Raw genomic sequence first — 25,036 nt, forward strand, 5'->3', positions numbered from 1 at the left:
AGGTAGTGCCATGGCCAAGCGCCTCGACATCAAAGATCTGAACATCTACTACGGCAAGTTCCATGCCGTGAAGGACGTGACGCTGTCGGTGCCGCCGCGCAGCATCACCGCATTCATCGGACCGTCCGGCTGCGGCAAGTCCACCGTGCTGCGCACCCTCAACCGCATGCACGAGGAGATTCCCGGCGCCTACGCGGTCGGCGGTGTGCTCCTCGACGGCGAGGACATCTACGCCAAAGAGGTCAATCCGACTGCGGTGCGCACCACCATCGGCATGGTGTTCCAGCGCCCGAATCCGTTCCCCACGATGTCGATTCGCGACAACGTGGTGGCGGGTCTGAAACTGCAGGGCATCCGCAACAAGTCCGAACTGAACGAGGTGTGCGAACGCAGCCTCAAGGGTGCCAACCTGTGGGATGAGGTCAAGGATCGTCTCGACAAGCCCGGTGGCGGCCTGTCCGGTGGTCAGCAGCAGCGTCTGTGCATCGCCCGCGCCATCGCGGTGTCGCCGGACGTGTTGCTGATGGACGAGCCGTGCTCGGCGCTCGACCCGATCTCGACGCTGGCCATCGAAGACCTGATGGGTGAACTCAAGAAGGACTACACCATCGTCATCGTCACCCACAACATGCAGCAGGCCGCCCGCGTGAGTGACCAGACCGCGTTCTTCAACCTCGACGGCGTCGGCAAGCCCGGTCAGCTCGTGGAGATCAACGACACCGAGACGATGTTCTCCAACCCCACCAAGCGGGAGACCGAGGACTACATCTCGGGCCGTTTCGGATAGGCCGGACCGCCCACCTTCGGCGCCCCTACGACACAGAAATCCCCGATCGCCCACGGCGGTCGGGGATTTCTCACATGTTGAGGTAGAGGATCACCAGCAGTGCGAGCAGCGACGCGATCACGCCCCCATAGATGACGAGCTGTCGGGCACCGAGGTGATGGTGTCCGGTGTCATCGTCGTCGGACACGGCGTTGAAGTCCGGTTCGGCGGGGTAGCGCAGGCCCATGGGCAGTTACCCTAATCGCTCGCCGATGTGCGTCGCACATTCTGAGACGATGTACCCCACGCGGCGTATGAGTGGTCGGGGTCACGATGTCTGGGTCACGGTGGGCGCAGACGGTAGTGGGCGCAGACGGCGATCGGCGCCGACGCACGAGACGTCGACGCCGATCAGCGGTCGGAACCCGGCGAGGATCAGACCTCGAGGTCCTCGAGGGTCTTGCCGGTCGCCTGGAAGACCACCCGCCGGCCGATGAGGACGGCGTGGTCGGCGAAGCGCTCATAGTAACGACCCAGCAGGGTGATGTCGACGGCGGCGGCGACGCCGTGATTCCATTCGCGATCCATCATCACCGTGAACAGGTGACGGTGCAGATCGTCCATCGCGTCGTCGTCCTCTTCGAGGCGCGCGGCGGCCTGCGGATCCAGGGTTTCCAGCGCCTCACGGGCGTTGTGCGCGAGGATCACCGCCAGCCGACCCATCTCGGCGAAGTACCCGGCGACCTCTTCGGGGAGGGCCTTGGCGGGATGGCGACGGCGGGCCACCTTGGCGACGTGCAGCGCCAGGGCGCACATACGGTCGGCGTCGGAGACGATCTGCAGGGCGCTGACGATACCGCGCAGATCACCTGCGACCGGATTCTGCAGCGCCAGCAACGCGAAGGCCTGCTCCTCCGCCTGCGCGGTGAGCTCACTCATCCGCTCGTCTTCACTGATGACGTCTTCGGCGATCGAGAGATCGGCCTGAAGAAGGGACTGGGTGGCACGTTCCATCGCCGAGCCGGCGAGGTCGCACATCTCACCCAGAATGGCGTTCAGAACGCGCAGTTGTTCCTGGTAGGCGGTACGCATGTATCAAGGCTACTGGGTCCGGGGTGCCCAGGCCCTCTTCTGGGCGGTGAACTCCCAGTGAACGCCTCAGGAGCACGTGGTGTCGCCGGCGTTGGTGATCGCCAGATCGTTGGGCAGGTCGCCGGTGTTGGCGGCCGGCGGCAACGATGACACCGACAGCGTGGTGCCCACCGACGGCACGGTGCCGACCGTACCGTCGAACTCCGATCCCAGGATCACCTCGACACCGGAGCGGACGGTGCGATCGAGTTGGATCGAGGCACCCGGGAACATCTCGGCCAGGGTCGCCGCGGAGTCCTGGGAACCGGTGCCGTAGCGGATCACGGTGTCGGTGCGGTTCTCCGACGCGTCGGCCACGCCCTGCACGTTGAAACCCTGCGCGTAGAGCTGATCGGAGACCTCGCTGGCGATTCCGTCGCGTCCGGTGCCGTTGAGCACCCGGACCTCGACGTTGCCCGGGTTCTGGGCGGTGGCCGACACATTCGTGGGTGCGGCCGTGGTGGTCGTTGTCGACGTCGACGAGCTCGAGCTGGACGTCCGTTCGGCCTGCTCGCCGGGCAGTGGTCGGTCATCGATGATCGCGTTGAAGATCGCGTCGATGGCCTCGGTGTTGGGTAGCTCGTTGTTGCTGCCGTCGGTGGCGGTGCCGGTCGTCGGGATCGTGATGAATGAGACCCGTCCGGCCTCGATGCCCTGCATCGACTCGGCGAGCTTCAGCAACGACTCGGTGTTGACGTTGTCGACGTAGCTGTAGTCGATGAACGTGTTGACGATCGAGTTGAGTTTGCTCGGATTGGTCAGCACATTGCCCGACAGTGTCGATCGCAGCAGCGACGACATGAACAGCTGCTGGCGTTTGATGCGGCCGTAGTCACCGTTGCCCTCGGTGGACACGGTTCGTGCCCGCACGTAGTTCAGTGCGCGTCGGCCGGTCAGTTTCTGCTTGCCGGGCTTGCGCAGGATCTGACCGAGTTCGTAGTCGTAGAGCGGCTGCGTGGAGCACACCTCGACACCGCCGACGGCGTTGACGACCTTCTCGAAGCCGTAGAAGTCCATCGCGATGAAGTGGTTGATGTTCAGACCGCTCATCTGGGTGATCACACGCACCAGGCATTGCGGCCCGCCGAGGGCGTAGACGCTGTTCAGCTTGACCTCGGTCTGTGCGGGCAACGGATCGCCGTAGGTGCCGTTGTCGTTGTCCCACTGCTGGCATTCGGGCTGATCGACCTGCAGGTCACGCGGGAACGAGACGGCCACGACGCGGCTGCGGTCGGCCGGGATGTTCACCAGGATCACGGTGTCCGAGCGGGCGCCCTCGGCGTCGGCGGTGGTGCCGGCGCCGACGTCGCCGTTCTGGCCGCTGCGGGTGTCGGTGCCGACGATCAGGTAGTTCTCGTCGCCGTACTGGGCGTTCTTGTCGCGGATGTTGCCGTCGTTCGGGTCGACGGCGATGATGTTGCGCCAGTTACCGTTCCACGACTTCAGATAGCCCCACACGAATCCGGTGCCGACCAGCGCCATGATGCAGGCGACCGAGACCAGGATGCGCCCGGTCATGGTGGCGTTGCGGCTCAGCGATTGTTTGCGGGTCCGTCCGGCGAGTCGACGCGGTCGGGACCGGGCGACCTTGGTCAGATCCGGCGTGCGCTCCATCGGTGCAGCGGCGACCGTGTCGGGTGCTGCGGCCGGAGCCGGGGCGACCGGTGTGAAGGCGTCGTCGTCGGTGGGGGCTGCGGTCGCGGCGACGGCCTCGGTGGGCGTGTTGTCGGCGGGGGCGTCCTGGATTCCTGCGGAGGATTCGCCGGCGGCGGTCTCCTCGGGCGCGACGGGGCCGGGGACGGGTTGTCCGCCCTGCGCGCGGGACTCCTCGATGGCCCGGCGCGTCGTCGCGCGATCGGACAGGTCGGGTCCCGGGCCGTCGGCGCCCACCGGTGGGATCTTCTGCGTGACGTCGTTGCCCTCGACGCGCGGTATCGGCGGCAGCGCCGTGGTAGGAGCGTCGGGACGGGGAGGCTCGGGCCGGGTCGGCTCGGGGCGGTGTTGCTCGGGGCGGGGCGGGGCCGGCTGATGATTGCTGCGGGCGGGACGGAAGCGTGAGCGGGCGGTCGGGATGGCCTGCGTCGGCGATTCGTCGGCGGGACCACCCTGGTGGGCGCGATTGCCGTCGGGATGCTCGCCGGCGGCGTTCATCTGTTCCATCAGCTCGCGCACGGTGATGCGGTTGCGGCCGCGGACGAAGCGGTCGGCGGAGCGTGGTTCGCGCAGGCGGTCGGATTCGGGGGTCTCGCCGGCCGGTGGTGCGGAGAACATCGAACCGAGGTCGTCGCCGGAGCCGCCGCGGTTCTCGCGACGGCGTCGCCCGCCGGCGGTTTCGCGCCCGGCGGTGGGCTCGTCGTCGCCCGATGCGCCGCCCCTGTTACGCGTCCAACGACTCAACTGACAGATCCTCATCCCCCGCTACTTGGTGAACCACGGCGTCGGGGGTTGACGCCTGCGGCACGTACCTCTGGTGGAACCTGCCGCGGCAGGGCCTTGCGACATCGTACTTGGTCGAGGCTGAGAGGCATCCTCAGCTCACGGCTCGTGTGATGTGGGGTGCCCTTCTCCGGCGTTGACAGCGCTCTCGCCATCACTGACGGCGCTTTCCGAGTCACCGACGGCGCTCTCGCTATCACTGACGGCGCTTTGCGTGCCGTCGACAGCGCTCTCTCGGGAGTTGACAGCGCTCTTTCTGTCACCGACAGCGCTTTGTTCGACGCCGACTCGTTCAGATGTAGGGCACATGAGCGCGGTGAACGACGTGCAGAGCGCTGTCAGTGATGAGGAAAGCGCTGTGATCGACGTGGCAAGCGCTGTCAACGCAGGGAAGAGCGCTGTCAACGCGGGACAGGGCGCTGTCAGTGATGAGGAGAGCGCTGTCAACGCGGCGGGGGAGCGACCGCTCAGCCGCCGGAGTGCATGACTTCGGCGCCCTCGGGGACGACGTCCTCGTACGGGTCGTCGAGCCATCCCTCGGGGAGGGCGACCTTCGCGGGTGATCCCTGCCGGCCGCGTGGGCCGTGGCCGTCCTCGGGGAAGGGGGCATCGGCCGGCAGTGACGCGACGAGTTCACGTAGCTCGTCGAGCGTGGTCACCAGTGAAAGGCGTTGCCGCAGATCCGAACCCGCGGGAAAGCCACGTAGGTACCAGGCCACGTGCTTGCGGATCTCGCGCATCCCCTTGTCCTCACCGTGATGATCGGCGAGGAGTTGGCCGTGGCGGACGATGATCGCGGCGACGTCGCCGAGTGTCGGTTGCGCCGGTGCCGGCAGACCGTTGAGTTCGGCGGCGAGTTCGGCGAACAGCCACGGCCGGCCCAGGCAGCCACGTCCGATGACGACGCCGTCGCAGCCGGTCTGGTTCATCATCGCCACCGCGTCGGCCGGTTCGAAGATGTCGCCGTTGCCGAGGACGGGAACCTCGGTCACGTGGTCCTTCAGCCGGGCGATCTCGCCCCAGTCGGCCTCACCGGAGTACCGCTGGGATGCGGTACGCGCATGCAGCGCAACGGCTTTCGCTCCCTCTGCGGCCGCGATACGCCCGGCGTCGAGGTGGGTGTGATGCTCGTCGTCGATACCGATGCGGAACTTGACGGTGACCGGGATATCGGTGCCCTCGACCGCGCGGACGGCGGCGGCGACGATTTTCTGGAACAGCACCCGCTTGAACGGGATGGCCGATCCGCCGCCTTTGCGGGTGACCTTGGGGACGGGACAGCCGAAGTTCATGTCGATGTGGTCGGCGAGACCCTGGTCGACGATCATCTTCGCGGCCTCGTAGGTGTAGCGCGGGTCGACCGTGTAGAGCTGCATCGACCGCGGGTTCTCGTCCGGGCCGAACGTGGTCATGTGCATCGTGACCGGGTGCCGTTCGACCAGGGCGCGGGCGGTGACCATCTCGCACACATAGAGTCCCGACACGGTCCCGGTGCGGGCCAGCTCGAGCTCGCGGCACAACGTCCGGAACGCCACGTTGGTGACGCCGGCCATCGGGGCCAGCACGACGGGGCTGGCGAGTTCGATGGACCCGATACGCAGCGGCGTCGCGCGGGTGGCAGACGACAGCGCACCGGCGCCCTCGGTGGAGATGGAGGGCGCCGGCGCGGTGATCGGGTGCGTGGTGGTGCTCAGGACGCCTGCCGTTCCCGCTTCTTGGCCTCACGGGCGAGTGCGCGGTCGCGCATCTCCTCGAAGCGGATGGTGTCCTTCTCGAGCTGCTCGAGGAAGGCGGCGAGCTCCTCACGGGTCTTCTCGCCCTCGGCGCTGAAGTCCTCGCGCTCGAAGACATTCCACTTGCGCAGCACCGGCTGCACGACCTCTTCGAGGTGCTGACGCAGGTCGTAGATGCCGTGCTTGGCCATCAGCACGCCGTGGCGACGGAAGTTGGGCATGCCGGCGCCGGGCATCTGGAAGTCGGTGACGATGTCGGTGACCGCGCGCAGCGTCTGATCCGGGGCGAGGTCCATACCCGCCCCGCAGATGTTGCGGTAGAAGATCATGTGCAGGTTCTCGTCGGCGGCGATGCGCTGCAGCATCCGATCGGCGATCGGGTCGTTGCAGGCCTTGCCGGTGTTGCGATGGCTCACGCGGGTCGCGAGTTCCTGGAAGGTCACGTAGGCGACCGAGTGCAGAATGCCCAGTTCGTCGGCGTGCTCCTCCAACTCGTCCACGCGCCCGGCGGCCGCCAGCATCGGGTCGTAGCCGTTGGTCATGTGGACCATGCGATCGGCCTCGAGGGCGACCGGGTCGACGCCGCGGGTGACCACGAGGTAGTCGCGCATCACGATGCCGTGCCGGTTCTCTTCGGCGGTCCAGCGGCCGACCCAGTGGCCCCACGCGGAGTCCATGGAGAAGTTGTCGGCGATGACGCGGTGATACGAGGGCAGGTTGTCCTCGGTGAGGAGGTTGGTGATCATCGCGGCCTTGGCGACCTCGTTGAGCTGCGACTGCTCCGGGTCGTAGTCGCTGCCGCCGAGTGCTGCGTAATTACGTCCCTCATCCCACGGGATGTAGTCGTGCGGATTCCAGTCACGCGCGGTCTTGAGGTGACGGTTCACGTTCTCTTCGGCAACCGGAGCGAGTTCCTGTAGGAGCTCCAGCTGAGTCAGTGCACGTGCCATAAAGATTCCTCCGAACGGTGGTCGCATGCGTTGTGGGTTCGGTGCGCACGCGCGTAGGTCAAGGGACCAGGCTACGGCACCGGGCCGGGTCGGCCCAAGTCTCGACCTACGGGGGCGTAACCGAACCGTGTGGGTTGTCGTCGTCGGGGTGCCGGGCGTTACGTGCCCGGTTCCGACTCACCATCGTGCGTGGATCGAATCCGACCGTCCACCCCGCGGCCCGTACTCACAGGGGATCGGCAGGTCATCGTCGCGCGGCAAACGCCGGCCCGATCCGTCGCATCCACTTCTCCGCGCTGTCGTCGAGAGTACCGAGGTCGGCGGCCTTTTCGCACCATTTCATGGCCGCCGCGCCGAACTCGAGAGGGTTGTATACGTCTTCCTCGGCCGACCACAGGCCCTCACCTGCATAGGTGAGGATGGTGATGTTGGTCGCAGTGATCAGGGTCCCATCGCCGGGATCGCGCATCGGATTGTCGACCTCGCAGATCACCCGGGCCGTCGTCGGGTCGCAGACGTGCCAGAGCGCGGGGAATCCCGTCATGTGACTGCCGGGGAAGGCCGTCATCGTCTTCCAGATCCAGGTGCGGATCTCCGCACGTCCGTGCATGACGCCCAGGGCGTGCTCGACGTAGTCGGCGTCGACGGTGAACATGTCGGCGAAGCGATCCCAGTCGCGGCTGACGCCGACCTCGGCGACGGTTCGCTGGAACGAGGCGAAGGCGTCGTCGAGTTCTGCGGCGGTGAAGGTGGCACCCATGGGGCACACACTAGAACGTGTTCCAGTTTTCGACCGGGTATCGACGACGATTCGCCAATCTCGACAAGTGGTGGGGATCCACGACGCAGGAGAGCAGAATGGATGTGATCGCCGAGTGACTGCTCGGTGACGTGAGGGCTGGAACCGGAGGTCCGCAGTGCAGCGGTTGAGTGGGTTGGATGCGTCGTTCCTCTATCTGGAGACCCGGTCCCAGCTGATGCACGTCGTCGGGATCATGGAACTCGACCCGTCCACGATTCCGGGTGGCTACTCCTTCATCCGGATGCGCAATCAGATCTCGCGTCGGGTCGCCGGAATGCCGATGCTGCGGCGCAAGCTCGACAACTCGACCCTCAACATCGATCACCCGGTGTGGGTGGAGGACGAGCGTTTCGACATCGACCGGCACGTGCATCGGGTCGCGTTGCCGGCACCGGGCGGCAAGCGGGAACTGCACGAACTGTGCGGGCATCTGGCCGGTCAGACCCTCGATCGCGGAAAACCGCTGTGGGAGATGTGGATCATCGAGGGCAGTGCCGACGGTTCGCTGTGCGCCTTCCTGCGCATGCACCACGCCAGCGTCGACGGTGTCACCACCGCCGAGGTGCTCGGGCAACTGTGCACCCTGACCCCGGACGAGGACGAGGCCGATTCGGCGAAGTTGCAGGAGACCGCGGGCGGGCCCAATCGCACCGGCATGGTGGTCTCCGGTGCGCTCAACTACTTCGTCGGCCGCCCGATCGCGATGGCGAAGCTGATACCGCAGACGGTGTCGGTGCCGTTCGAATGGTTGCGCCGATCCCGCTCGCACACCAGCATGCCGGCACCGTTCGCGGCCCCGCGCACGGTGTTCAACGGCCCGATCTCGCCGCATCGCAGCATCGCGACGACCCAGCTGTCCCTCGACGACGTCAAACGGGTCAAGAACCGTTTCGGGGTGAAGGTCAACGACGTCGTGCTCGCCATGGTGGGCGGCGCGCTGCGCGAGTACCTCGACCGTCACGACGATCTGCCGGATCAACCGTTGGTGGCGCTGGTACCGGTCTCGGTGCACGGCGCCGACGAACGTGACCTCGTGGTCAACGGCACCAACAAGGTCACCGGGATGTTCACCGAACTGCCGTCGGACGTCGCCGATCCCGTCGCCCGGCTGGAACGTGCCGGCGAACTGTCCCGGCGTGCCAAGGAACATCACGCCGACATCGACGCGAACATCCTGCGGGCATGGGCGCAGTTCGCGCCCGGCACCACGATGTCGACGCTGATGAAGTTCTACGGCGACCGCAAACTGTCGATGAATCACCCGCCGGTGTACAACGTGACCGTCTCCAACGTCGCCGGACCGGATTTCTCGATGTACTTCTGCGGCGCCAAGGTCACTGCGGTGTACCCGCTCGGGCCGATCTTCCACGGGTTGGCGCTCAACGTGACGGTCTTCTCCGTCGACGGTCACCTCAACGTCGGCATCCTCACCTGTCCCGATGAGGTACCCGACGTCGACGAGATCGCCGAGGCCTTCGAACATCAGCTCAAGGCATTGATCGAGGCGTGCGACGACTGACCGATACGCTTATCGCGTGTCCGTCTATGACCATGGCTTCGCACGCGTCGCCGGAGCCGTTCCGGTGGTCCGTATCGCCGACCCCCGCGCCAACGCCGAGGCCACCATCGAGCTGATGGCCGACGCCGCTGCCGACGGCTCCGCGTTGATCGTCTTCCCCGAGATGGGGCTGTGCGGCTACAGCATCGACGACCTCGTCCAGCAAGATGCCGTCCTCGACGGGTGCCTGCAGGCGTTGGCATCCGTCGTCGACGCCAGTGCGGGGTGTCCGGCACTGGTGGTGGTCGGGGCGCCGCTGGTGGTCGGCGACGGGCTGTACAACTGCGGTGTCGTGATCCGCGACGGGCAGATCCTCGGCGTCGTGCCGAAGTCGTATCTGGCCAACTATCGGGAGTTCTACGACAAGCGCTACTACAGTGCCGCGCGTGATGCGCCGACCGACTCGGTGCGGCTCTTCGGCGCTGATGTGCCGTTCGGTGCCGACCTGATCTTCGTCGCCGACGATGTGCCCGGCTTCGCGGTACATGTGGAGATCTGCGAGGACGGCTGGGTGCCGATCCCGCCGAGCGTGTGGGCGTCGTTGGCCGGTGCCACCGTGCTGGCCAATCTGTCCGGCTCGCCGGTCACCGTGGGCAAGGAATCGTATCGAAAGCTGTTGAGCACCAGCCATTCCGCGCGGTGCATCGCCGCGCACCTGTATGTGGCGGCCGGGTTCGGCGAGTCGACCACCGATCTCGCCTGGGATGGTGACGCGTTGATCACCGAGAACGGGTCACTGCTGACGCGCAGCCGGCAGTTCGAGATGGGCGCCCAGATCATCAGTGCCGACATCGATCTGGACCGCCTTCGGCAGGAACGTATGCGAATGACCAGTGTGCGGGACCAGGTCGGGGACCACCGGGAAGCTCTCAAAGGCATGCGGCGTGTGTCATTTACGTTCGGCGACATCGCTTCCGGTTCCGCCGCAGGCATGCTGCGACGCCCGATCCCGCGCTTTCCGTTCGTGCCCAGCGGTACCGCGGATCTCGATGAACGTTGCCGCGAGGTGGGCAACATCCAGGTGCAGGGGCTCGCCGCGCGACTGCGGGCGACGGGACTGGAGAAGATCGTCATCGGCGTCTCCGGTGGCCTCGACTCCACGCTGGCGTTACTGGTGGCCGTCGACACCTTCGATCGACTCGGTTTGCCGCGCACCAACATTCTCGCGTACACGATGCCGGGATTCGCCACCGGCGACGCCACCTTGCGCCGGGCACACGTGTTGATGGATTCGCTGGGGGTCAGTGGTTCCGAGATCGACATCCGGCCGTCGTGTGAGCAGATGCTGGCCGATCTCGGCCATCCGTTTGTCAAGGGCGAGAAGGTTTTCGATGTCACCTTCGAGAACGTGCAGGCCGGCGAACGCACGTCGCACCTGTTCCGGCTGGCGAACCACAACGGCGGGATCGTGCTCGGGACGGGCGATCTGTCCGAACTGGCGCTGGGCTGGTGCACGTACGGCGTCGGCGATCAGATGTCGCACTACAACGTGAACTCCTCGGTGCCCAAAACCCTTGTCCAGCATCTGATCCGATGGATGATCGGCAATGGCGACTACTCCACCGAGACCACCGGTGCGCTCACCGAGATCCTCGCCGACGTGATCTCACCCGAGCTGGTGCCGCCCGGCGAGGACGGTGCCATCCAGTCCACCGAGGACGCGGTGGGACCGTATGAACTCCACGACTTCTTCCTGTATCACCTGACCCGTTTCGGCTACCGCCCCAGCAAGATCGCCTTCCTCGCGCGGCAGGCGTGGGGTTCACTCGACCGTGGCGCGCAGTGGGATCGGGAATCGGTCGACGCGCACAACGTCTACGACGACGAGACGATCGAGAAGTGGCTGTCGGTGTTCTGCAAGCGATTCATGGGTAATCAGTTCAAGCGCACCGCCATGCCCAACGGGCCGAAGATCGGTTCGGGTGGATCGCTGTCGCCGCGTGGCGATTGGCGGTCACCGTCGGATGCGTCGGCGCGGGCCTGGCTGGACGAGCTCGGCTCTCGGTGACCTGCGGAGACGCGGTTCCGCGCCGCGTTCCTGCCACTGATGTGACATTGCCTGTTGTCAGGTAAGTGACCATCTGGTAACTTCCGAAGTGACCAACTGGTCACTTCACGTTCGAACCACCCGGACGCAGACGGAGGTACTGATGTCGATCTTGGCCACGATATGGGAGCACATCGAGAATCCCCTGGTGTACGCCATCCCGTTCTTCTTCGCCTTGCTGATCGCGGAGGCGGTGATGCTCGTCCTCGAGGAGCGTCGCGAGGCCAAGGAAGCCGCCGAGCGCACCGACGGCGGAGTCCTCGGTGCGGCGCCCGCGCGGACGCCGAAGACCGGCTACTCGGCCGCGGACACCCGGACAAGCCTCTTCATGGGTTCCGGCGCACTGATCGCGATGCTGGTGTTCAAATCGCTGACCCTGGTGCTGTTCGTCTTCATCTGGACCTACATCGCACCGTGGCAGATCCCGGTGACGTGGTGGAGCTGGATTCTGCTGTTCGTGGCCGTCGATCTCACCTGGTACTGCAATCACCGGTTCTCCCACCGTGTGCGCATCGGTTGGGCCGCCCATCAGGCGCATCACTCCAGTGAGTACTTCAACCTCGGAACCGCGTTGCGGCAGAAGTGGAATCCGTGGTCGGAGGCCATCTTCTGGTTGCCGCTGCCGCTGTTGGGTTTCACGCCGTGGACGATCTACGTGGCATTCGCCTTCAACCTGATCTACCAGTTCTTCAGCCACACCGAGACCATCGGCAGGCTGCCGCGGCCGATCGAGCTCGTGATGAACACGCCGTCGCATCATCGGGTCCACCACGCCAGCGACGCCGAGTACCTGGACAAGAACTACGGCGGGATCTTCATCATCTGGGATCGCATGTTCGGCACCTTCCAGCCCGAACTCCACACCCCGAAGTACGGGCTGACCAAGCCGGTGACCACCTACAACCCGTTCAAACTCGAGTACTTCGAGTACGCGAACATCGCCCGCGACCTGCGATCGGCGCAGTCCTGGTCCGAACGTCTCGGCTACGTGTTCGCACCTCCCGGATGGCAGCCCAAACGGTTGCGGCAGAGCGAGGCGCAGACCCCGTCGACGATGGTGGCCGACAAGGCCGCGGCGGTCGAGTCGGTATGAGCGCCACCGGTACTCGCGGAATGCCGCGCGCCGAGCGGGAGGCACTCATCCTGGACGCGGCGGTCCGCGAGTTCGGTGCGAGCGGTTATGCGGGCGCCACCGTGTCATCGATCGCCGACGCGGCCGACGTGTCCAAGCCACTGGTCATGCGGTACTTCGGTTCCAAGGAGGATCTCTACATCGCGTGCGTCACGCGGGCGGGGGAGAACCTCGCGACGCGCATCGAGCCCGTACTCGCCACCGACGCGCCGTCACTGTCCATGGCCGCCGACACGCTCGCCGCCATCTTCGCCGGGCTGCAGGCGCGGCCGCACGATTGGACGGTGCTGCACGATCGCACCGTGGAGCGCGGCTCCGCCGCCCACGACGCCGCGCGGGACCAACGTCACCGGATCACCGGCCAGGGTGCCCGTGGTGTCGCGGCGTTGGCCGCCTCGGTGCCGGACTCGGTCACCGGCGAACTCGACGTCGACGATCTCGCCGTGCTCTCGGAGATCTGGATCGCCGTGGTCACCGCGATGGTGCAGTGGTGGTTGCGTCATCCGGATCAGACCGCGGCGCAGATGACGCAACGGTGCTACCGGTTGCTCGCGGTCATCGGGCGCTTGGAGACCCCGGCGCCGTAGCGGGCCTCGGCCGCGGCTCGGGAGACATGCCTCAGAGCCCCAGATCCTTGGCGATGATCGTCTTCATCACTTCGCTTGTGCCGCCGTAGATCCGGGAGACGCGGGTGTCGGCGTACAGACGGGCGATGGGGAATTCGGTGATGTAGCCGTAGCCGCCGTGCAACTGCAGACACTTGTCGATGACCTTGCCCGCGGTGTCGGTGGCGAACAGTTTGGCGCGTGCGGCGTCGGCGACGGATAGCTCGCCGGCGTTGTGCAGGGTCAGTGCGCGGTCGACGAAGTGCTGGATCGCCTCCACCTCGGCCGAGCATTCGGCGAGGACGAACTTGGTGTTCTGGAACGATGCGACCGGCCGTCCGAAGACGTCGCGTTCGCGGGTGTAGGCCAGCGCATGCTGCAGTGCCGCCGCGGCCGTCGCCGACGAACCGATCGCGATCGTCAGCCGCTCCTGCGCGAGATTGTGTGTGAGGTAACGGAATCCGGCGCCCTCGTCGCCGAGTCGATCCGCCACCGGGACCTTCACGGAGCTGAACGACAACTCGGCGGTGTCGGAGGCCTTGAGGCCGATCTTCTCCAGCTTGCGGCCGACGGCAAAACCCTCGGAGGTGGTGTCGACCACCAGGATCGTCAGTCCGGCACGACGGTTGTCGGGATCGAAGGGCGAGGTGCGGCAGACCACGAGGATGCGGTCGGCGAGGGCGCCGCCGGTGATGAAGGTCTTGGCGCCGTCGAGGATGTAGTGCGTGCCGTCCTCGGTGAGCTTGGCCGTCGTCGAGATGTTGGCGAGATCGGATCCGGTACCCGGTTCGGTCATGGCGATCGCGAACATCAGGTCGCCGGAGCAGAATCCGGGCAGCCACCGCTGCTTCTGCTCGTCGGTGGCGTACTCCATCAGGTACGGCAGGATCAGGTTGGCGTGCACCGAATAGCTGCCGAAGGTCACCCCGGCCGCGGCGCATTCCTCACTGATCACCAGGGAGTAGGTGAAGTCGTGTTCGCCGCCGCCGCCGTACTCCTCGGGTGCCTCGATGCCGAGCACGCCGAGTTCGCCGAGCTTGTTGTAGAACTCGCGGGGCGGATGCCCCTGCTTCTCCCACTCGTGATGGACCGGCACCACCTCCTTGGCGATGAAGTCCCGGATGGTCTTGCGGAAGGCGTCGTGATCCTCGTTGAAAACGGTGCGCTGCATGTTCTTTCGCCTCTCAGTTGGTCCGGTACTCGCGGAGGAGTCCCTTGGAGATGATCTGCTTCTGGATCTCGCTGGTACCCTCACCGATCAGCAGGAAGGGCGCCTCGCGCATCAGTCGCTCGATCTCGAACTCCTTGGAGTACCCGTATCCGCCGTGGATGCGGAAGCTTGCCTGGGTGACCTCGGCGCAGTATTCGCTGCACAGGTACTTGCTCATCCCGGCGGCCACGTCGTTGCGTTCGCCGGAATCCTTGAGCCGCGCGGCATTCACCATCATCAGATGGGCGGCCTCCACCTTGGTGGCCATCTCGGCCAGACTGAACGCGACCGCCTGATGCTCGGCGATCGGCTTGCCGAAGGTGCGTCGCTGCTGGGCGTAGTCGATCGCCAACTCGAAAGCGCGTTGTGCCACACCGCATGCGCGGGCCGACACGTTCACCCGGCCCACCTCCACGCCGTCCATCATCTGGGCGAAGCCACGGCCGGGAACGCCGCCGAGAATGTTGTCCGCGGACGTCTGGTACCCGTCGAAGATCAGCTCGGTGGTGTCGATGCCCTTGTAGCCCATCTTCTCGATCTTGCGGGGAATGGTCAGTCCCGCAACCACTTCGCCGAATCCGGCGGGCTTCTCGATCAGGAAGGTCGTCAGGTTGTGGTGGGGCTTCTCGGCGCCCTCGTCGGTGCGGACCAGTGCGGCGACGAGCGTCGACGACGCGCCGTTGGTCAGCCACATCTTCGCGCCGTTGATGGTGTATCCACCCTCGGTGTCGCGTTTGGCGGAGGTCTTGATGGCTGCGACGTCCGAACCCAGATCGGGCTCACTCATCGAGAAGGCGCCACGCACCTCGCCGGTCGCCATCCGCGGGAGCAAACGCTGCTTCTGCTCCTCGGTCCCGTGCTGACGCACCATGTAGGCGACGATGAAGTGGGTGTTGATCACCCCGGACACGCTCATCCAGCCGCGTGCCAGTTCCTCGACACACAGGGCGTAGGTCAGCAGCGACTCGCCGAGACCGCCGTACTCCTCTGGGATCATCAGGCCGAACAGCCCCATCTCCCGCATGCCGTCGACGATCTCCTGCGGGTAGGTGTCGGTGTGCTCGAGCTCCTGCGCGTTCGGGATGATCTGGGTGTCGACGAACCGGCGCACGTTGGCGACGATCTCGGTCTGGATATCGGTGAGTCCCAGGGTCTGGGCGAGGCGGGCCATGGACACAGCATGCCCCGCGAGGCAGGTATCAGGAACGTGGTCTCCGGCTAACGCTCCGATAGGGCCAGACAATGGATGACCCGGAAACCACCGGGATTCGGCGCCCGACCTGCGCATATAGGTTCGGCCTTCCGGCTCCATCGCCAACTTGGGCATTGTCGGCAAAACGGACCGTCGGTTCTGATGGGACTGCGGCTGTGATCCAGCGCACTCATTCGAGCATCGGGTGGCGCCGCCACACTCGCTCCCGGATCTCATCCCCGCCGCCAGAACCCCCGGAGGACCCCATGACCCTCGCCGCCCCCGACGGCACTCCCGAACCGACGACCACGCTCGCCACGGCCCCGTCCACCACCGACATCCCGGCCGCCACCCCCGCGGGTGGCTCGGCCGGTGGTTTCGGCGAATCGCGTCGCACCGCGTGGGGACTCACCGGCCTCCTGGTGGCGCTCTACGTCGTCAACTACGCCGACAAGGCTGTCCTCGGCATCATCGCCCAGCCACTCGCCGACGAGATCGGATTGAGTTCGGCGCAAATCGGTTTGGTGGGCAGCCTGTTCTTCCTGACCTTCACCATCGGCGGCTTCTTCGCCGGACTGCTCAACCGCTGGCTCACCCTGAAATGGGCGTTGATCCTGCTCGCGCTGTGTTGGGGGGGTGGCGATGCTGCCGCTGGTGGCGGTCGCGTCGTTCGGTGTGCTCATCGTCAGCAGGTTGCTGCTCGGCCTGGCCGAGGGACCGAGTTCGGCGCTGCTGCACACGGCCGCCTACTCGTGGCATCCGCCCGCCCGGCGTGGTGTGCCGTCGGCGTTGCTCGCGGGCGCGGCATCGATCGCCAAGATCGCCATCGCCCCCGTCCTGGCCGTCGTCACCGTCAGCCTCGGCTGGCGCGCCGCACTGATCTGCCTGTCGGTGGCCGGGGTGGTCTGGTGCGTGATCTGGCTGGGTACGTGGCGTGAGGGTCCGTACACCAAGGGTGGCGTGAAGAAGGCGTCGGACGACACTGGTGCCACCGAGGTGGCCGAGGAACCGACGGTGCCGTGGCGCCGGATCGTCACCTCACGCACCTTCGTCTTCGGGGCGCTGCTGGTGATGAGTGTGTACGCGCTGGTCACCGTCGTGCTGACCTGGCTGCCGTCGTACTTCGAGGTCGGCCTCGGCTACAGCCGCGTGCAGGCCGGATCGATGTTCGCGCTGCCCTCGATCGTCGGTCTGATCCTGATGCTGGTGTCGACGTCGGTGGGCGATCGGATGCTCGCGGCCGGGTCGTCGTCACGCAAGGTCCGGGTGATCGTGCCCGCGGCCGGGGTCCTGTTCTGCGGTGCGATGCTGGCGCTGCTGCCGTCGATCGGCACCCCGATCGTCGCCGTGATGGTGGTCTCCGTCGGGTACGGATTCGCCGCGATCGTCTTCCCGCTGCTGAACTCGGCGATCTCGGAGATCTGCCCGCCGCGCCAGATGGCCGGCACCCTGGGCGCGTTTCTCGCGGTGATGGCCATCGGCGGACTCATCGCGCCGTACGCCACCGGGCTGATTGTCGACGCCGCCTCGAGCAAGGCCGCGGGCTATGCCACCGCCTTCCAGATCCTCGGTCTCGTCGCCGCGGTGACCGCGGTGCTGGCGCTGATCTTCGTCGATCCCGACCGCGACAAGAGGGCGATCCGGACCACGGTGTACGCCGATGCGTGAGGCGACCATAGGCCACGGCTATGACCGCATGAACGTGAATCTACTTGTGAAGCAACACCGGTCATGGTGGATTCGAAGGACCGGCAGCAAGGGAAGGACACGACCATGACCGACGCAGTGATCGTCGACGCGGTCCGCACACCGATCGGACGACGCGGGGGAGCGTTGTCGGGAATCCACCCGGCCGACCTCTCCGCCCACGTCCTCGAGGCGCTCGTGGGACGCACCGGCATCGATCCGGCCGACATCGACGACGTCATGTGGGGATGCGTCAGTCAGCATGCCGAGCAGGCCGGCAACATCGCGCGTACCGCGATCCTGGCCGCCGGCTGGCCGGAGAGTGCTCCCGGCACCACCATCACCCGCGCCTGCGGCTCGAGTCAGCAGGCCATCGCGATGGCGGCCGCCGCGGTCATCTCCGGTCAACTCGACGTGGTCGTCGCCGGCGGGGTGGAATCGATGAGTCGCGTCCCGATGGGCAGCGCCGCCCCCAACGGGGAACACCAACCGTCGACCGTCCTCGACCGCTACGGTGTGGACCGCTTCAGTCAGGGCCTCGGCGCCGAGACGATGGCACGCCGCTGGGGCCTCTCCCGCACCCGACTCGACGAATACTCGCTGCGCTCACACGAACTCGCCGCGGCCGCCTCCGACGCCGGAGCCTTCGACGGGCAACTCGCCCCGCTACCCGGGGTGCTCGAGGGCGACGAGGGAATCCGGCGCGGCGGCTCGCTGGAATCGATGGCCAAGCTGCGCACGGTCTTCGACGAGAACGGAGTGATCCACGCGGGCAACGCCTCCCAGATCTCCGACGGTTCCGGCGCGCTGCTGATCATGTCGAGTGCTCAGGCCGCCGCCCGCGGCCTGACGCCGCTGGTCCGCATCCACACCACCGTCGTCACCGGCGACGACCCGGTGGTCATGCTGACCGGACCGATCCCGGCCACCGCCAAAGCCCTTGCGCGATCCGGACTCTCGATCGGCGACATCGGCGCCTTCGAGGTGACGAGGCATTCGCGCCGGTGCCGCTGGCGTGGCAGATCGAGACCGGTGCCGACGAGAAGGCCCTCAACCCGCTCGGTGGGGCCATCGCCGTCGGCCATCCCCTCGGCGGTTCGGGGGCCATCCTCGCCACCCGGCTGGTCCACCACATGCGCAACAACGGTATCGGCCACGGCCTGCAGACGATGTGCGAGGCGGGTGGCATGGCCAACGCCACGATCTACGAACTGCTCGGCTGAACACTCGCCTCAATTCTCAGGAGGATACATGGAACTCAAAGGTCTCTCGACCGCCGTCACCGGTGGCGCGTCCGGTCTCGGACTCGCCACCGCACAACGCATCATCGATGCCGGCGGGCAGGTCACCCTCATCGATCTGCCCACCTCCGACGGTGCCGCTGTCGCCGAATCGCTCGGCCCGGCAGCAGCTTTCGCCGCCGCCGACATCACCGACGCCGAACAGTTCGCGGCCGCCCTCGACGTCGCGGACGGCCGGGGTGGGCTTCGGGCGCTGGTGCACTGCGCCGGCGCGGGCCGGCGCATGCGCATCCTCGACCGCGACGGCAAGGCCGGGTCGGCCGACGACTTCGAGTTCGTCATCCGCCTCAACCTGATCGGTTCCTTCCATGCCCTCTCGCTGGGGGCCGAACGGATGGCCCGCCTCGACGACATCGACGGCGAACGCGGCGCCATCGTCATGACCGCCTCGGTCGCCGCCTTCGAGGGCCAGATCGGCCAGATCAATTACAGCGCTTCCAAAGCCGGCATCGTCGGCATGACGCTGGTGGCCGCGCGTGACCTGGCGAGCAAGCTGATCCGCGTCAACACCATCGCCCCCGGCACCATGGACACACCGCTGCTGGCGCGTCTGCGGGACGATGTACGCGCGTCGCTGGCCGCGAGCATCCCCAATCCGTCGCGGCTGGGCAAGCCGTCGGAATTCGGTGAGCTGGCCGTGTCGATCCTGGAGAACAGCTACCTCAACGGCGAGACCATCCGGCTCGACGGCGCCATCCGGATGGCGCCCCGATGAGCGAACTCCATTACCCGGCACTCACTCTCGCCGACCCCCCCGGCCGGCATGGCGCACCTCTACCCGGGACGTGCGGCGGTCGTCGACGGTGTCACCGTCCTCACCTACGACGACCTCGACGTGCGTACCGCCGCGGTGGCCGCCGGGCTGCGGGCGGCCGGGGTGGCCGAACGCGATGTGGTGGCACTGCATCTCACCAACAGCATCGAGTTCGTCGTCGCCTATTACGGTGCGTTGCGGGCCGGTGCCGCGGTCACGCTGATCAACCCGGCACAACCGGTGCCGGGTCTGCGGACCCAGCTCGTCGAAACCGCCGCCGTGGCGGTGTTCACCGGAGCGCAGCAACTCGACACCCTTTTGGCCGCAGCCGATTCCGCGTTGCGTGCGGTGATCCTCGTCGACGGCGAGGCGGCCCCGGCCGGGGTGATCACCCTCGCCGAACTGACCGCCGACGCCACCGGGGTTCCCGAGCTCACGATCACCGGGGACGACGTCGCTCACCTCGCCTTCACCGGCGGCACCACCGGGGTGTCCAAGGGCGTGCAGGTGTTGCACCGCAACGTGATCGCCAACGCCACGCAGATGATCGCCTGGCGGGCGGGACACGCCGTGACCGAGGACGCCGACGGTGGCTTCACGCTGGTGGCTCGAGAAGACTCGAATCGCGGCGTGGTGCCGGGAGCTGCCGCGACCGTGGTGGTCTCACCGCTGTTCCATGCCCACGCCCTGATCAACATGTCCTTCCTGCTGTTGTGTGGCGCCACCCATGCGCTGGCGGTGACCGGCGCGCAGCGGTTCGATCCGGCGCGGATGCTCGAGCTCATCGAGACCCACCGCGCCACCTACATCACCGGGAGCCCGACGATGTGGCATGCGCTGGCCGCGCATCCGGACGTCGGGACCCGGGACCTGTCGTCGGTGCGGGTGGTCTCGTCGGGGGCCGCACCGATCGACCACGTCACCCTCGAGCGGCTGGCCGCCGCGTTCCCGCACGGCTCGGTGGTGGAGGGTTACGGTCTGACCGAGGCCACCTGCCTGGTGTCGTCGGCGCCACTGACCGCCGGTGCGTCGGGGATCGGTGACTACCGTTTCGGCAGTGTGGGATTGCCGACCTTCGACACCCAGGTGCAGATCCGCTCGCTCGACGATCAGGCGACGGTGCTCGCACCGGGCGAGCGGGGCGGGCTCTGGGTGCGCGGCCCGCAGGTGACCGCCGGCTACCTGAATCATCCCGATGTCACCGCCGCGCAGTACGTCGACGGGTGGCTCGACACCGGCGACATCGCCTACCTCGACGACGACGGCCACCTCTACATCTGCGACCGCGCCAAGGACATGCTGATCTACAAGGGCTACAACGTATATCCGCGGGAGCTCGAGGAGATCCTGGTGACCCACCCCGACATCTCCAGTGCCGCGGTGGTGGCCCGGGAGGCCGGCGCCAAGGGGCAGGAACCGGTGGCGTTCGTGGTGGCCGAGGGCGGTCATCACGTCGACCCCGATGCCGTCATCGGCTTCGTCGCCGAACAGGTGCTGCCGTACAAGAAGATCCGCGACGTCATCGTCGTCGACGCCCTGCCGACGTCGGCGGCGGGCAAGATCCAGAAGGTGGCGTTGCGGGCCCAGCTCGCGGCATGCTGAATCACGACATTCTTTTGATCGTTCACGAAGGAGAAGGGCAGACCCCATGCGCGACGTGGTCATCTGTGAACCGGTTCGCACCCCGATCGGCCGCTACGGCGGCATGTTTCAGGCGTTGACCGCCGTCGAGCTGGGGGTGAGCGCACTGTCCGGCCTGCTCGAGCGCACCGGTACCGCGCCGGACGTCATCGAGGATGTGATCCTCGGACACTGCAACGGCAACAGCGAGGCGCCGGCCATCGGCCGGGTGGTGGCGCTGGACGCCGGACTGCCGACGACGGTACCCGGCATGCACATCGACCGCCGCTGCGGCTCCGGCCTGCAGGCCGTCATCCAGGCCGGCTATCAGGTGGCCGCCGGTGACAACGATCTGGTGATCGCCGGTGGGGCCGAATCGATGAGCAACGCGTCGTTCTACTCCGTCGACATGCGCTGGGGTGGCGCACGCACCGGAATCACCATGCACGACAGTCTCGTTCGCGCGCGTTCGACCGCCGGTGGTAAGAACTACCCGGTGCCCGGCGGGATGATCGAGACCGCCGAGAACCTGCGTGCGGAGTACGACATCTCCCGCGCCGAGCAGGACGAACTCGCCGTCGAATCCCATCAGCGGGCCGTCCGCGCACAGAAGGACGGCATCCTGGCCGAGGAGATCATCCCGGTCACCGTACGGAACCGTAAGAGCGAGAACGTCATCGACACCGACGAACATCCGCGGGCCGACATCTCGCTCGAGGCACTGTCGGGTCTGCGGCCGATCATGGGCAAAACCGACCCCGATGCCACGGTGACCGCGGGCAATGCCAGCGGCCAGAACGACGCCGCGTCGATGTGCATCGTCACCACCCCCGATGTTGCCGAGAAGCATGGGCTGCGACCACTGGTGCGGCTGGTGTCCTGGGGTCTGGCGGGCGTACCGCCTCGCACGATGGGTATCGGTCCGGTTCCGGCCACCGAAAAGGCCTTGGCCAAAGCGGGTTTGGCGTTGTCGGACATCGACGTCATCGAGTTGAACGAGGCATTCGCGGCGCAGGCCCTCGCGGTCACCCGGGAATGGGGGTTCGGTCGGTTCTCCACCGACAGTGCGGATTTCGCGCGCACGAACGTCCACGGCTCCGGTATCTCGCTGGGGCATCCGGTCGGTGCCACCGGCGGCCGGATGCTCGCCTCGCTGGCCCGGGAACTGCACCGCCGAGAGGCCCGCTACGGTCTCGAGACCATGTGTATCGGCGGTGGTCAGGGTCTGGCGGCTGTGTTCGAGCGGGTGAGCTGACACCCGTAGCCACACGTTCTGTGTAAAGCCCGCTTGACATGTCATGTCAAGCGGGCTTTACTCGTGGCATGGCGGATCGGGAGTCACCGGTACGGGTGGCGCGGACCCGGAACGCCATGCGACAGGCCGATCTGGCATCGGCGGTCGGGGTGAGCAGGCAGACGATCGTGTCGCTGGAACGTGGCGATTACGCGCCGTCGGTGTACTTGGCGTTGCGGATCGCACGAGCTCTCGGTGCGACCGTGGAGGAACTGTTTCCGTTGTCCGACGACGAATGACGATTCACGAACGGGGTAAGTGAGATGGGTTCGACGAAAATGACTGTGCCGGAACTGCTGCTGGGTCCGGATGACGGGTCATGGGGCGACGAGCGGGAGCGATCGGTCCTGCTGGACGGCTACGCGTATATCTACATCCTGGGATCTATCGCGCTCTGGGTGCTGGGGGCAGTGGCGGCCTGGTTCATCCCGATCTGGGTGACCATCGCGCTGTGGCTGGTGCTGGTGGTGCCCGCGTGGGAGTGGCAACGCTTCGCGAAGGCGCGCGGTGTCGACGCCCAGGCACTCGCGTATGCGCGCGCGGCGCGCACGCGTATGGTCCTGCTCAGTGTGCTGGTCGGGGCGTGTTCGGTGTCGATGGGCCTCGCCGTATGGGGCGCTGTGGTGCCCGACGACGGTTCATCGGGTCTGGTCGTCTGGACCATCGTCGGTGGCGTTGTGGGCGGTGCGGTCGGTGGGTCGGTGACCTTCCTGGCCAAACGTCGTCGCGCGAAGGCGACGATGGCGACCGCCGATGCCGGCGACGACGTCGACCACTGACCCCACGCACGCACCGGCGCCCAGTCACCGAAGTGGCCCACCCGCTGGTCGATTCAGCCCCACCTGCTGGTTGGGTGCGCCTCACCCGCTGGTCGAGTAGCCCCGAGGAACGAGGGGCGTATCGAGGCCACTTCCGCAAGACGAGAGCGTCACGCAAGCAACCGCTTCGACCCACCAGCAGTGGCCTCGACCTCGAGAAGCTCGGCCCGGCGGATACGGCTCGTCAGCCGCCGACCATCGCCCGCGCGGTATCGGCAAACGCCTGACCCGCCAACGACAGAGCGCCCGGATCGAAGACGAGCGCAAAGGTCCGCGCGAAACGCGGACTCATCGGGCGCACGACGGCGCGGTCGGCGACCGATTCGGCGATCTGCCGTTCGAGGAGGCTGCCGCCGATCCCGGCGAGCACCATCGGCAAGCGTTCCTGCCGATGCGCGGAGATCACCGCGAGGGGTAGCCGAACCCCGGATTCGCTTATGGCGCTTTCGATCTCGTCGGCCACCGAACCGCCCCGCGGGACGAAGATCATCGGGATGAGCGGCATGTCGGCCACCGCCACCGGACCGTCGGGAAGCTCGGTGCCCGGTGGGCAGACCAGCCAGTACTCGTGCTCACCGAGCACGATGGCGTCGAGATCGTCGGACACCGTGGACAAGTGGGTGATCACGAACTCGCAGCGACCCTCCTCGAGCATGGTCGCGGCCAGCTCCTCGTCGCGAAGGTCGCCGAGATGAACGGTGGCACTGGGATGGTCGAGCCGAAAGCGCTGGATCAGGTCGGTGACGGCTTGTCCCTCGACGAAGGGCGAGGCCAGGATCTCCACCCGGCCGGTCACCTCGCCGCCGGCAGCCGACAGTGCATCGTCGACGGCGCCGACGTCGCGGATGATCTGCCGTGAGCTGCCCACCAGGGCGCGGCCGGCGGAACTCGGCACCATACCGCGTCCGATGCGGTGGAACAGTTGCACCCCGAGTTCCCGTTCCAGAGCCCGAAGTGCCTGGGACACAGTCGGTTGGGTGACGCCCAACGCGGTCGACGCGCCGCCGATGCCGCCGTGTTCGACGACCGCGAGGAAGTACTCGATCTGACGTAACTCCATGGCTCACCACACCGCCACGTCGTCGAGTGGACCGGGTTCCGAGCCGGGTGCCGACGGCGAACCGAGCACACCGCGCGCGGTGGCGATGAACGCCGCCGCGGCGGGCGAGGGTTGACCGGACCGCAGGACCAGGCCGTAGTGGCGTCGCAGCGGCGGCCGCAACTCGTAGACGGGCAATGCCGGTGCCTCGTCGGCGGCCACCGCCCGCGGCGCGATGGTCGCACCGACCCCGCGTGACACCAGATCCCACGTCACGTTGGGATGCGCCGAATCCACGACCACATTGCGGGCGCCGTCGGCGACGATCCCGGCGAGAACCGCAGCACTGGCCTGATCGGACAGATCGACGATCAACGGCAGGTCACGAACGCTCGGGTGTGACAGTGTGCCGTCGGCGTCGGGTAGATCGTCGTCGACGATGCCCGGCGCGGCGACCAGCACCAGCTCTTGCGTCCCCAGCGGCAGCGCGGTGAAACTCGCGTGGTCGGCGTCGGAATCCATCACCCCGATCTCGGCGTCGCCGCTGCGCAGTGCGGTGAGGATGCCGGCCGGGCCGTCGGCGGCGGTGATCCGCACCAGGACGTGATCGAACCGGGTGCGGAAGGCCCGTACCAGCGACACCAGCGGATCGATCGCGAAGGAGGCGTCGGCGACGATGTCCACACGTCCCGAACGCAATTCGCGGACCGCGGCGACCTTGGCCTTGGCGCGGTCGACGTCGGCCAGGATGCGTCGCGCGGCCACCTCCACCCGGCGTCCGGCGTCGGTGAGTTCGAGGCGGCGTCCGGTGCGGTCGAACAGGGTGACCCCGAGGCGACGTTCCAGAGTGCGGATGGCCTGCGACAGCGACGGCTGGGAGATGTAGAGAGCCTGCGCCGCCTTGGTGATGCCCCCGTGGTCGATGACCGCGACGAAGTAGGTGGCGAGATGCAGGTCCACCC

The 25,036-nt window shown here is 66.9% G+C and carries 19 protein-coding genes and 3 pseudogenes; 12 read left to right on the plus strand and 10 right to left on the minus strand.

The features are described from left to right. Positions 1–10: 10 nt before the first annotated feature. Entirely contained in the window at positions 11–787 is a 777-nt protein-coding gene (gene pstB / locus ABLE92_RS10930; protein ID WP_348804780.1) for a phosphate ABC transporter ATP-binding protein PstB, read from the plus strand. Between the two features lie 70 nt (positions 788–857). On the opposite strand, the gene ABLE92_RS10935 is transcribed toward pstB, so the two are convergent. The 6 genes from ABLE92_RS10935 to ABLE92_RS10960 all read right to left on the minus strand — a co-directional run bounded on the left by ABLE92_RS10935 (position 858) and on the right by ABLE92_RS10960 (position 7,776). Further along, positions 858–1,013: a hypothetical protein gene (locus ABLE92_RS10935; RefSeq protein ID WP_348804781.1), complete on the minus strand. Its 156-nt coding sequence runs from the start codon at positions 1,011–1,013 to the stop codon at positions 858–860. Between the two features lie 188 nt (positions 1,014–1,201). Continuing rightward, positions 1,202–1,858: a phosphate signaling complex protein PhoU gene (gene phoU, locus ABLE92_RS10940; protein WP_348804782.1), complete on the minus strand. Its 657-nt coding sequence runs from the start codon at positions 1,856–1,858 to the stop codon at positions 1,202–1,204. Between the two features lie 66 nt (positions 1,859–1,924). Next, the gene (locus ABLE92_RS10945; RefSeq protein ID WP_348804783.1) at positions 1,925–4,294 is read right to left on the minus strand and encodes an LCP family protein; all 2,370 of its coding nucleotides are present in this window, start codon (positions 4,292–4,294) and stop codon (positions 1,925–1,927) included. A 506-nt stretch (positions 4,295–4,800) separates the two neighbouring features. Continuing rightward, positions 4,801–5,985: a tRNA dihydrouridine synthase DusB gene (dusB, locus tag ABLE92_RS10950; protein ID WP_348804887.1), complete on the minus strand. Its 1,185-nt coding sequence runs from the start codon at positions 5,983–5,985 to the stop codon at positions 4,801–4,803. Between the two features lie 38 nt (positions 5,986–6,023). Beyond that, positions 6,024–7,016, minus strand: a complete 993-nt coding sequence (locus tag ABLE92_RS10955; protein ID WP_348804784.1) for an acyl-ACP desaturase — start codon at positions 7,014–7,016, stop codon at positions 6,024–6,026. Between the two features lie 244 nt (positions 7,017–7,260). Then, complete coding sequence (locus ABLE92_RS10960) at positions 7,261–7,776, minus strand: nuclear transport factor 2 family protein (RefSeq protein WP_348804785.1); 516 nt, start codon at positions 7,774–7,776, stop codon at positions 7,261–7,263. 157 nt (positions 7,777–7,933) lie between these two features. Here ABLE92_RS10960 and ABLE92_RS10965 point away from each other — a divergent pair, with 157 nt between their 5' ends. The 4 genes from ABLE92_RS10965 to ABLE92_RS10980 all read left to right on the plus strand — a co-directional run bounded on the left by ABLE92_RS10965 (position 7,934) and on the right by ABLE92_RS10980 (position 13,142). After that, the gene (locus ABLE92_RS10965) at positions 7,934–9,337 is read left to right on the plus strand and encodes a WS/DGAT/MGAT family O-acyltransferase (RefSeq protein ID WP_348804786.1); all 1,404 of its coding nucleotides are present in this window, start codon (positions 7,934–7,936) and stop codon (positions 9,335–9,337) included. A 16-nt stretch (positions 9,338–9,353) separates the two neighbouring features. Further along, the gene (locus ABLE92_RS10970; RefSeq protein WP_348804787.1) at positions 9,354–11,384 is read left to right on the plus strand and encodes an NAD(+) synthase; all 2,031 of its coding nucleotides are present in this window, start codon (positions 9,354–9,356) and stop codon (positions 11,382–11,384) included. Between the two features lie 142 nt (positions 11,385–11,526). After that, positions 11,527–12,516 (plus strand): sterol desaturase family protein, encoded by a 990-nt coding sequence (locus ABLE92_RS10975; protein WP_348804788.1) that lies wholly within the window; start codon positions 11,527–11,529, stop codon positions 12,514–12,516. Then, positions 12,513–13,142: a TetR/AcrR family transcriptional regulator gene (locus ABLE92_RS10980; protein WP_348804789.1), complete on the plus strand. Its 630-nt coding sequence runs from the start codon at positions 12,513–12,515 to the stop codon at positions 13,140–13,142. Before ABLE92_RS10975 ends, ABLE92_RS10980 begins: the two co-directional genes overlap by 4 nt. Before the next feature lie 31 nt (positions 13,143–13,173). Here ABLE92_RS10980 and ABLE92_RS10985 read toward each other — a convergent pair whose 3' ends face one another. Together ABLE92_RS10985 and ABLE92_RS10990 are read right to left on the minus strand one after the other, a co-directional pair. Then, positions 13,174–14,331 carry an acyl-CoA dehydrogenase family protein gene (locus ABLE92_RS10985; RefSeq protein WP_348804790.1) on the minus strand — a complete coding sequence of 386 codons (1,158 nt, stop codon included), beginning with the start codon at positions 14,329–14,331 and terminating at the stop codon, positions 13,174–13,176. Between the two features lie 13 nt (positions 14,332–14,344). Next, on the minus strand, positions 14,345–15,541 hold the full coding sequence (locus ABLE92_RS10990; RefSeq protein WP_348804791.1) for an acyl-CoA dehydrogenase family protein: 1,197 nt from the start codon (positions 15,539–15,541) through the stop codon (positions 14,345–14,347). 287 nt (positions 15,542–15,828) lie between these two features. Here ABLE92_RS10990 and ABLE92_RS10995 point away from each other — a divergent pair. The 7 genes and pseudogenes from ABLE92_RS10995 to ABLE92_RS11025 all read left to right on the plus strand — a co-directional run bounded on the left by ABLE92_RS10995 (position 15,829) and on the right by ABLE92_RS11025 (position 22,996). Further along, a pseudogene (locus ABLE92_RS10995) lies at positions 15,829–17,230 on the plus strand (MFS transporter). Between the two features lie 105 nt (positions 17,231–17,335). Further along, a pseudogene (locus ABLE92_RS11000) lies at positions 17,336–18,471 on the plus strand (thiolase family protein). 28 nt (positions 18,472–18,499) lie between these two features. Beyond that, positions 18,500–19,264 carry an SDR family NAD(P)-dependent oxidoreductase gene (locus ABLE92_RS11005; protein WP_348804792.1) on the plus strand — a complete coding sequence of 255 codons (765 nt, stop codon included), beginning with the start codon at positions 18,500–18,502 and terminating at the stop codon, positions 19,262–19,264. After that, positions 19,261–20,905, plus strand: a pseudogene (locus ABLE92_RS11010) (class I adenylate-forming enzyme family protein). Before ABLE92_RS11005 ends, ABLE92_RS11010 begins: the two are co-directional and overlap by 4 nt. Before the next feature lie 46 nt (positions 20,906–20,951). Continuing rightward, positions 20,952–22,178 carry an acetyl-CoA C-acetyltransferase gene (locus tag ABLE92_RS11015; protein ID WP_348804793.1) on the plus strand — a complete coding sequence of 409 codons (1,227 nt, stop codon included), beginning with the start codon at positions 20,952–20,954 and terminating at the stop codon, positions 22,176–22,178. A 68-nt stretch (positions 22,179–22,246) separates the two neighbouring features. After that, the gene (locus tag ABLE92_RS11020) at positions 22,247–22,456 is read left to right on the plus strand and encodes a helix-turn-helix transcriptional regulator (protein ID WP_348804794.1); all 210 of its coding nucleotides are present in this window, start codon (positions 22,247–22,249) and stop codon (positions 22,454–22,456) included. 39 nt (positions 22,457–22,495) lie between these two features. After that, complete coding sequence (locus ABLE92_RS11025; protein WP_348804795.1) at positions 22,496–22,996, plus strand: hypothetical protein; 501 nt, start codon at positions 22,496–22,498, stop codon at positions 22,994–22,996. Between the two features lie 223 nt (positions 22,997–23,219). Here ABLE92_RS11025 and ABLE92_RS11030 read toward each other — a convergent pair whose 3' ends face one another. Then, a complete protein-coding gene (locus ABLE92_RS11030; RefSeq protein ID WP_348804796.1) occupies positions 23,220–24,095 on the minus strand; it encodes a LysR family transcriptional regulator in 876 nt (291 codons plus the stop codon). 3 nt (positions 24,096–24,098) lie between these two features. Beyond that, the gene (locus tag ABLE92_RS11035) at positions 24,099–25,034 is read right to left on the minus strand and encodes a LysR family transcriptional regulator (protein WP_348804797.1); all 936 of its coding nucleotides are present in this window, start codon (positions 25,032–25,034) and stop codon (positions 24,099–24,101) included. Between the last annotated feature and the right edge of the window lie 2 nt (positions 25,035–25,036).

The sequence above is a fragment of the Gordonia oleivorans genome, assembly GCF_040044975.1.
GTDB lineage: Bacteria > Actinomycetota > Actinomycetes > Mycobacteriales > Mycobacteriaceae > Gordonia > Gordonia oleivorans.

Bases quoted from the DNA above. Each gene is read 5' to 3' on its own strand.
- phoU (WP_348804782.1), bottom strand. From the start codon at position 1,858: ATGCGTACCGCCTACCAGGAACAACTGCGCGTTCTGAACGCCATTCTG.
- ABLE92_RS11030 (WP_348804796.1), bottom strand. From the start codon at position 24,095: ATGGAGTTACGTCAGATCGAGTACTTCCTCGCGGTCGTCGAACACGGC.
- ABLE92_RS11015 (WP_348804793.1), top strand. From the start codon at position 20,952: ATGCGCGACGTGGTCATCTGTGAACCGGTTCGCACCCCGATCGGCCGC.
- ABLE92_RS10990 (WP_348804791.1), bottom strand. From the start codon at position 15,541: ATGGCCCGCCTCGCCCAGACCCTGGGACTCACCGATATCCAGACCGAG.
- ABLE92_RS11025 (WP_348804795.1), top strand. From the start codon at position 22,496: ATGACTGTGCCGGAACTGCTGCTGGGTCCGGATGACGGGTCATGGGGC.
- ABLE92_RS10960 (WP_348804785.1), bottom strand. From the start codon at position 7,776: ATGGGTGCCACCTTCACCGCCGCAGAACTCGACGACGCCTTCGCCTCG.
- ABLE92_RS10980 (WP_348804789.1), top strand. From the start codon at position 12,513: ATGAGCGCCACCGGTACTCGCGGAATGCCGCGCGCCGAGCGGGAGGCA.
- ABLE92_RS11005 (WP_348804792.1), top strand. From the start codon at position 18,500: ATGGAACTCAAAGGTCTCTCGACCGCCGTCACCGGTGGCGCGTCCGGT.
- ABLE92_RS10975 (WP_348804788.1), top strand. From the start codon at position 11,527: ATGTCGATCTTGGCCACGATATGGGAGCACATCGAGAATCCCCTGGTG.
- ABLE92_RS10985 (WP_348804790.1), bottom strand. From the start codon at position 14,331: ATGCAGCGCACCGTTTTCAACGAGGATCACGACGCCTTCCGCAAGACC.
- pstB (WP_348804780.1), top strand. From the start codon at position 11: ATGGCCAAGCGCCTCGACATCAAAGATCTGAACATCTACTACGGCAAG.
- ABLE92_RS10955 (WP_348804784.1), bottom strand. From the start codon at position 7,016: ATGGCACGTGCACTGACTCAGCTGGAGCTCCTACAGGAACTCGCTCCG.
- ABLE92_RS11020 (WP_348804794.1), top strand. From the start codon at position 22,247: ATGGCGGATCGGGAGTCACCGGTACGGGTGGCGCGGACCCGGAACGCC.
- ABLE92_RS10935 (WP_348804781.1), bottom strand. From the start codon at position 1,013: ATGGGCCTGCGCTACCCCGCCGAACCGGACTTCAACGCCGTGTCCGAC.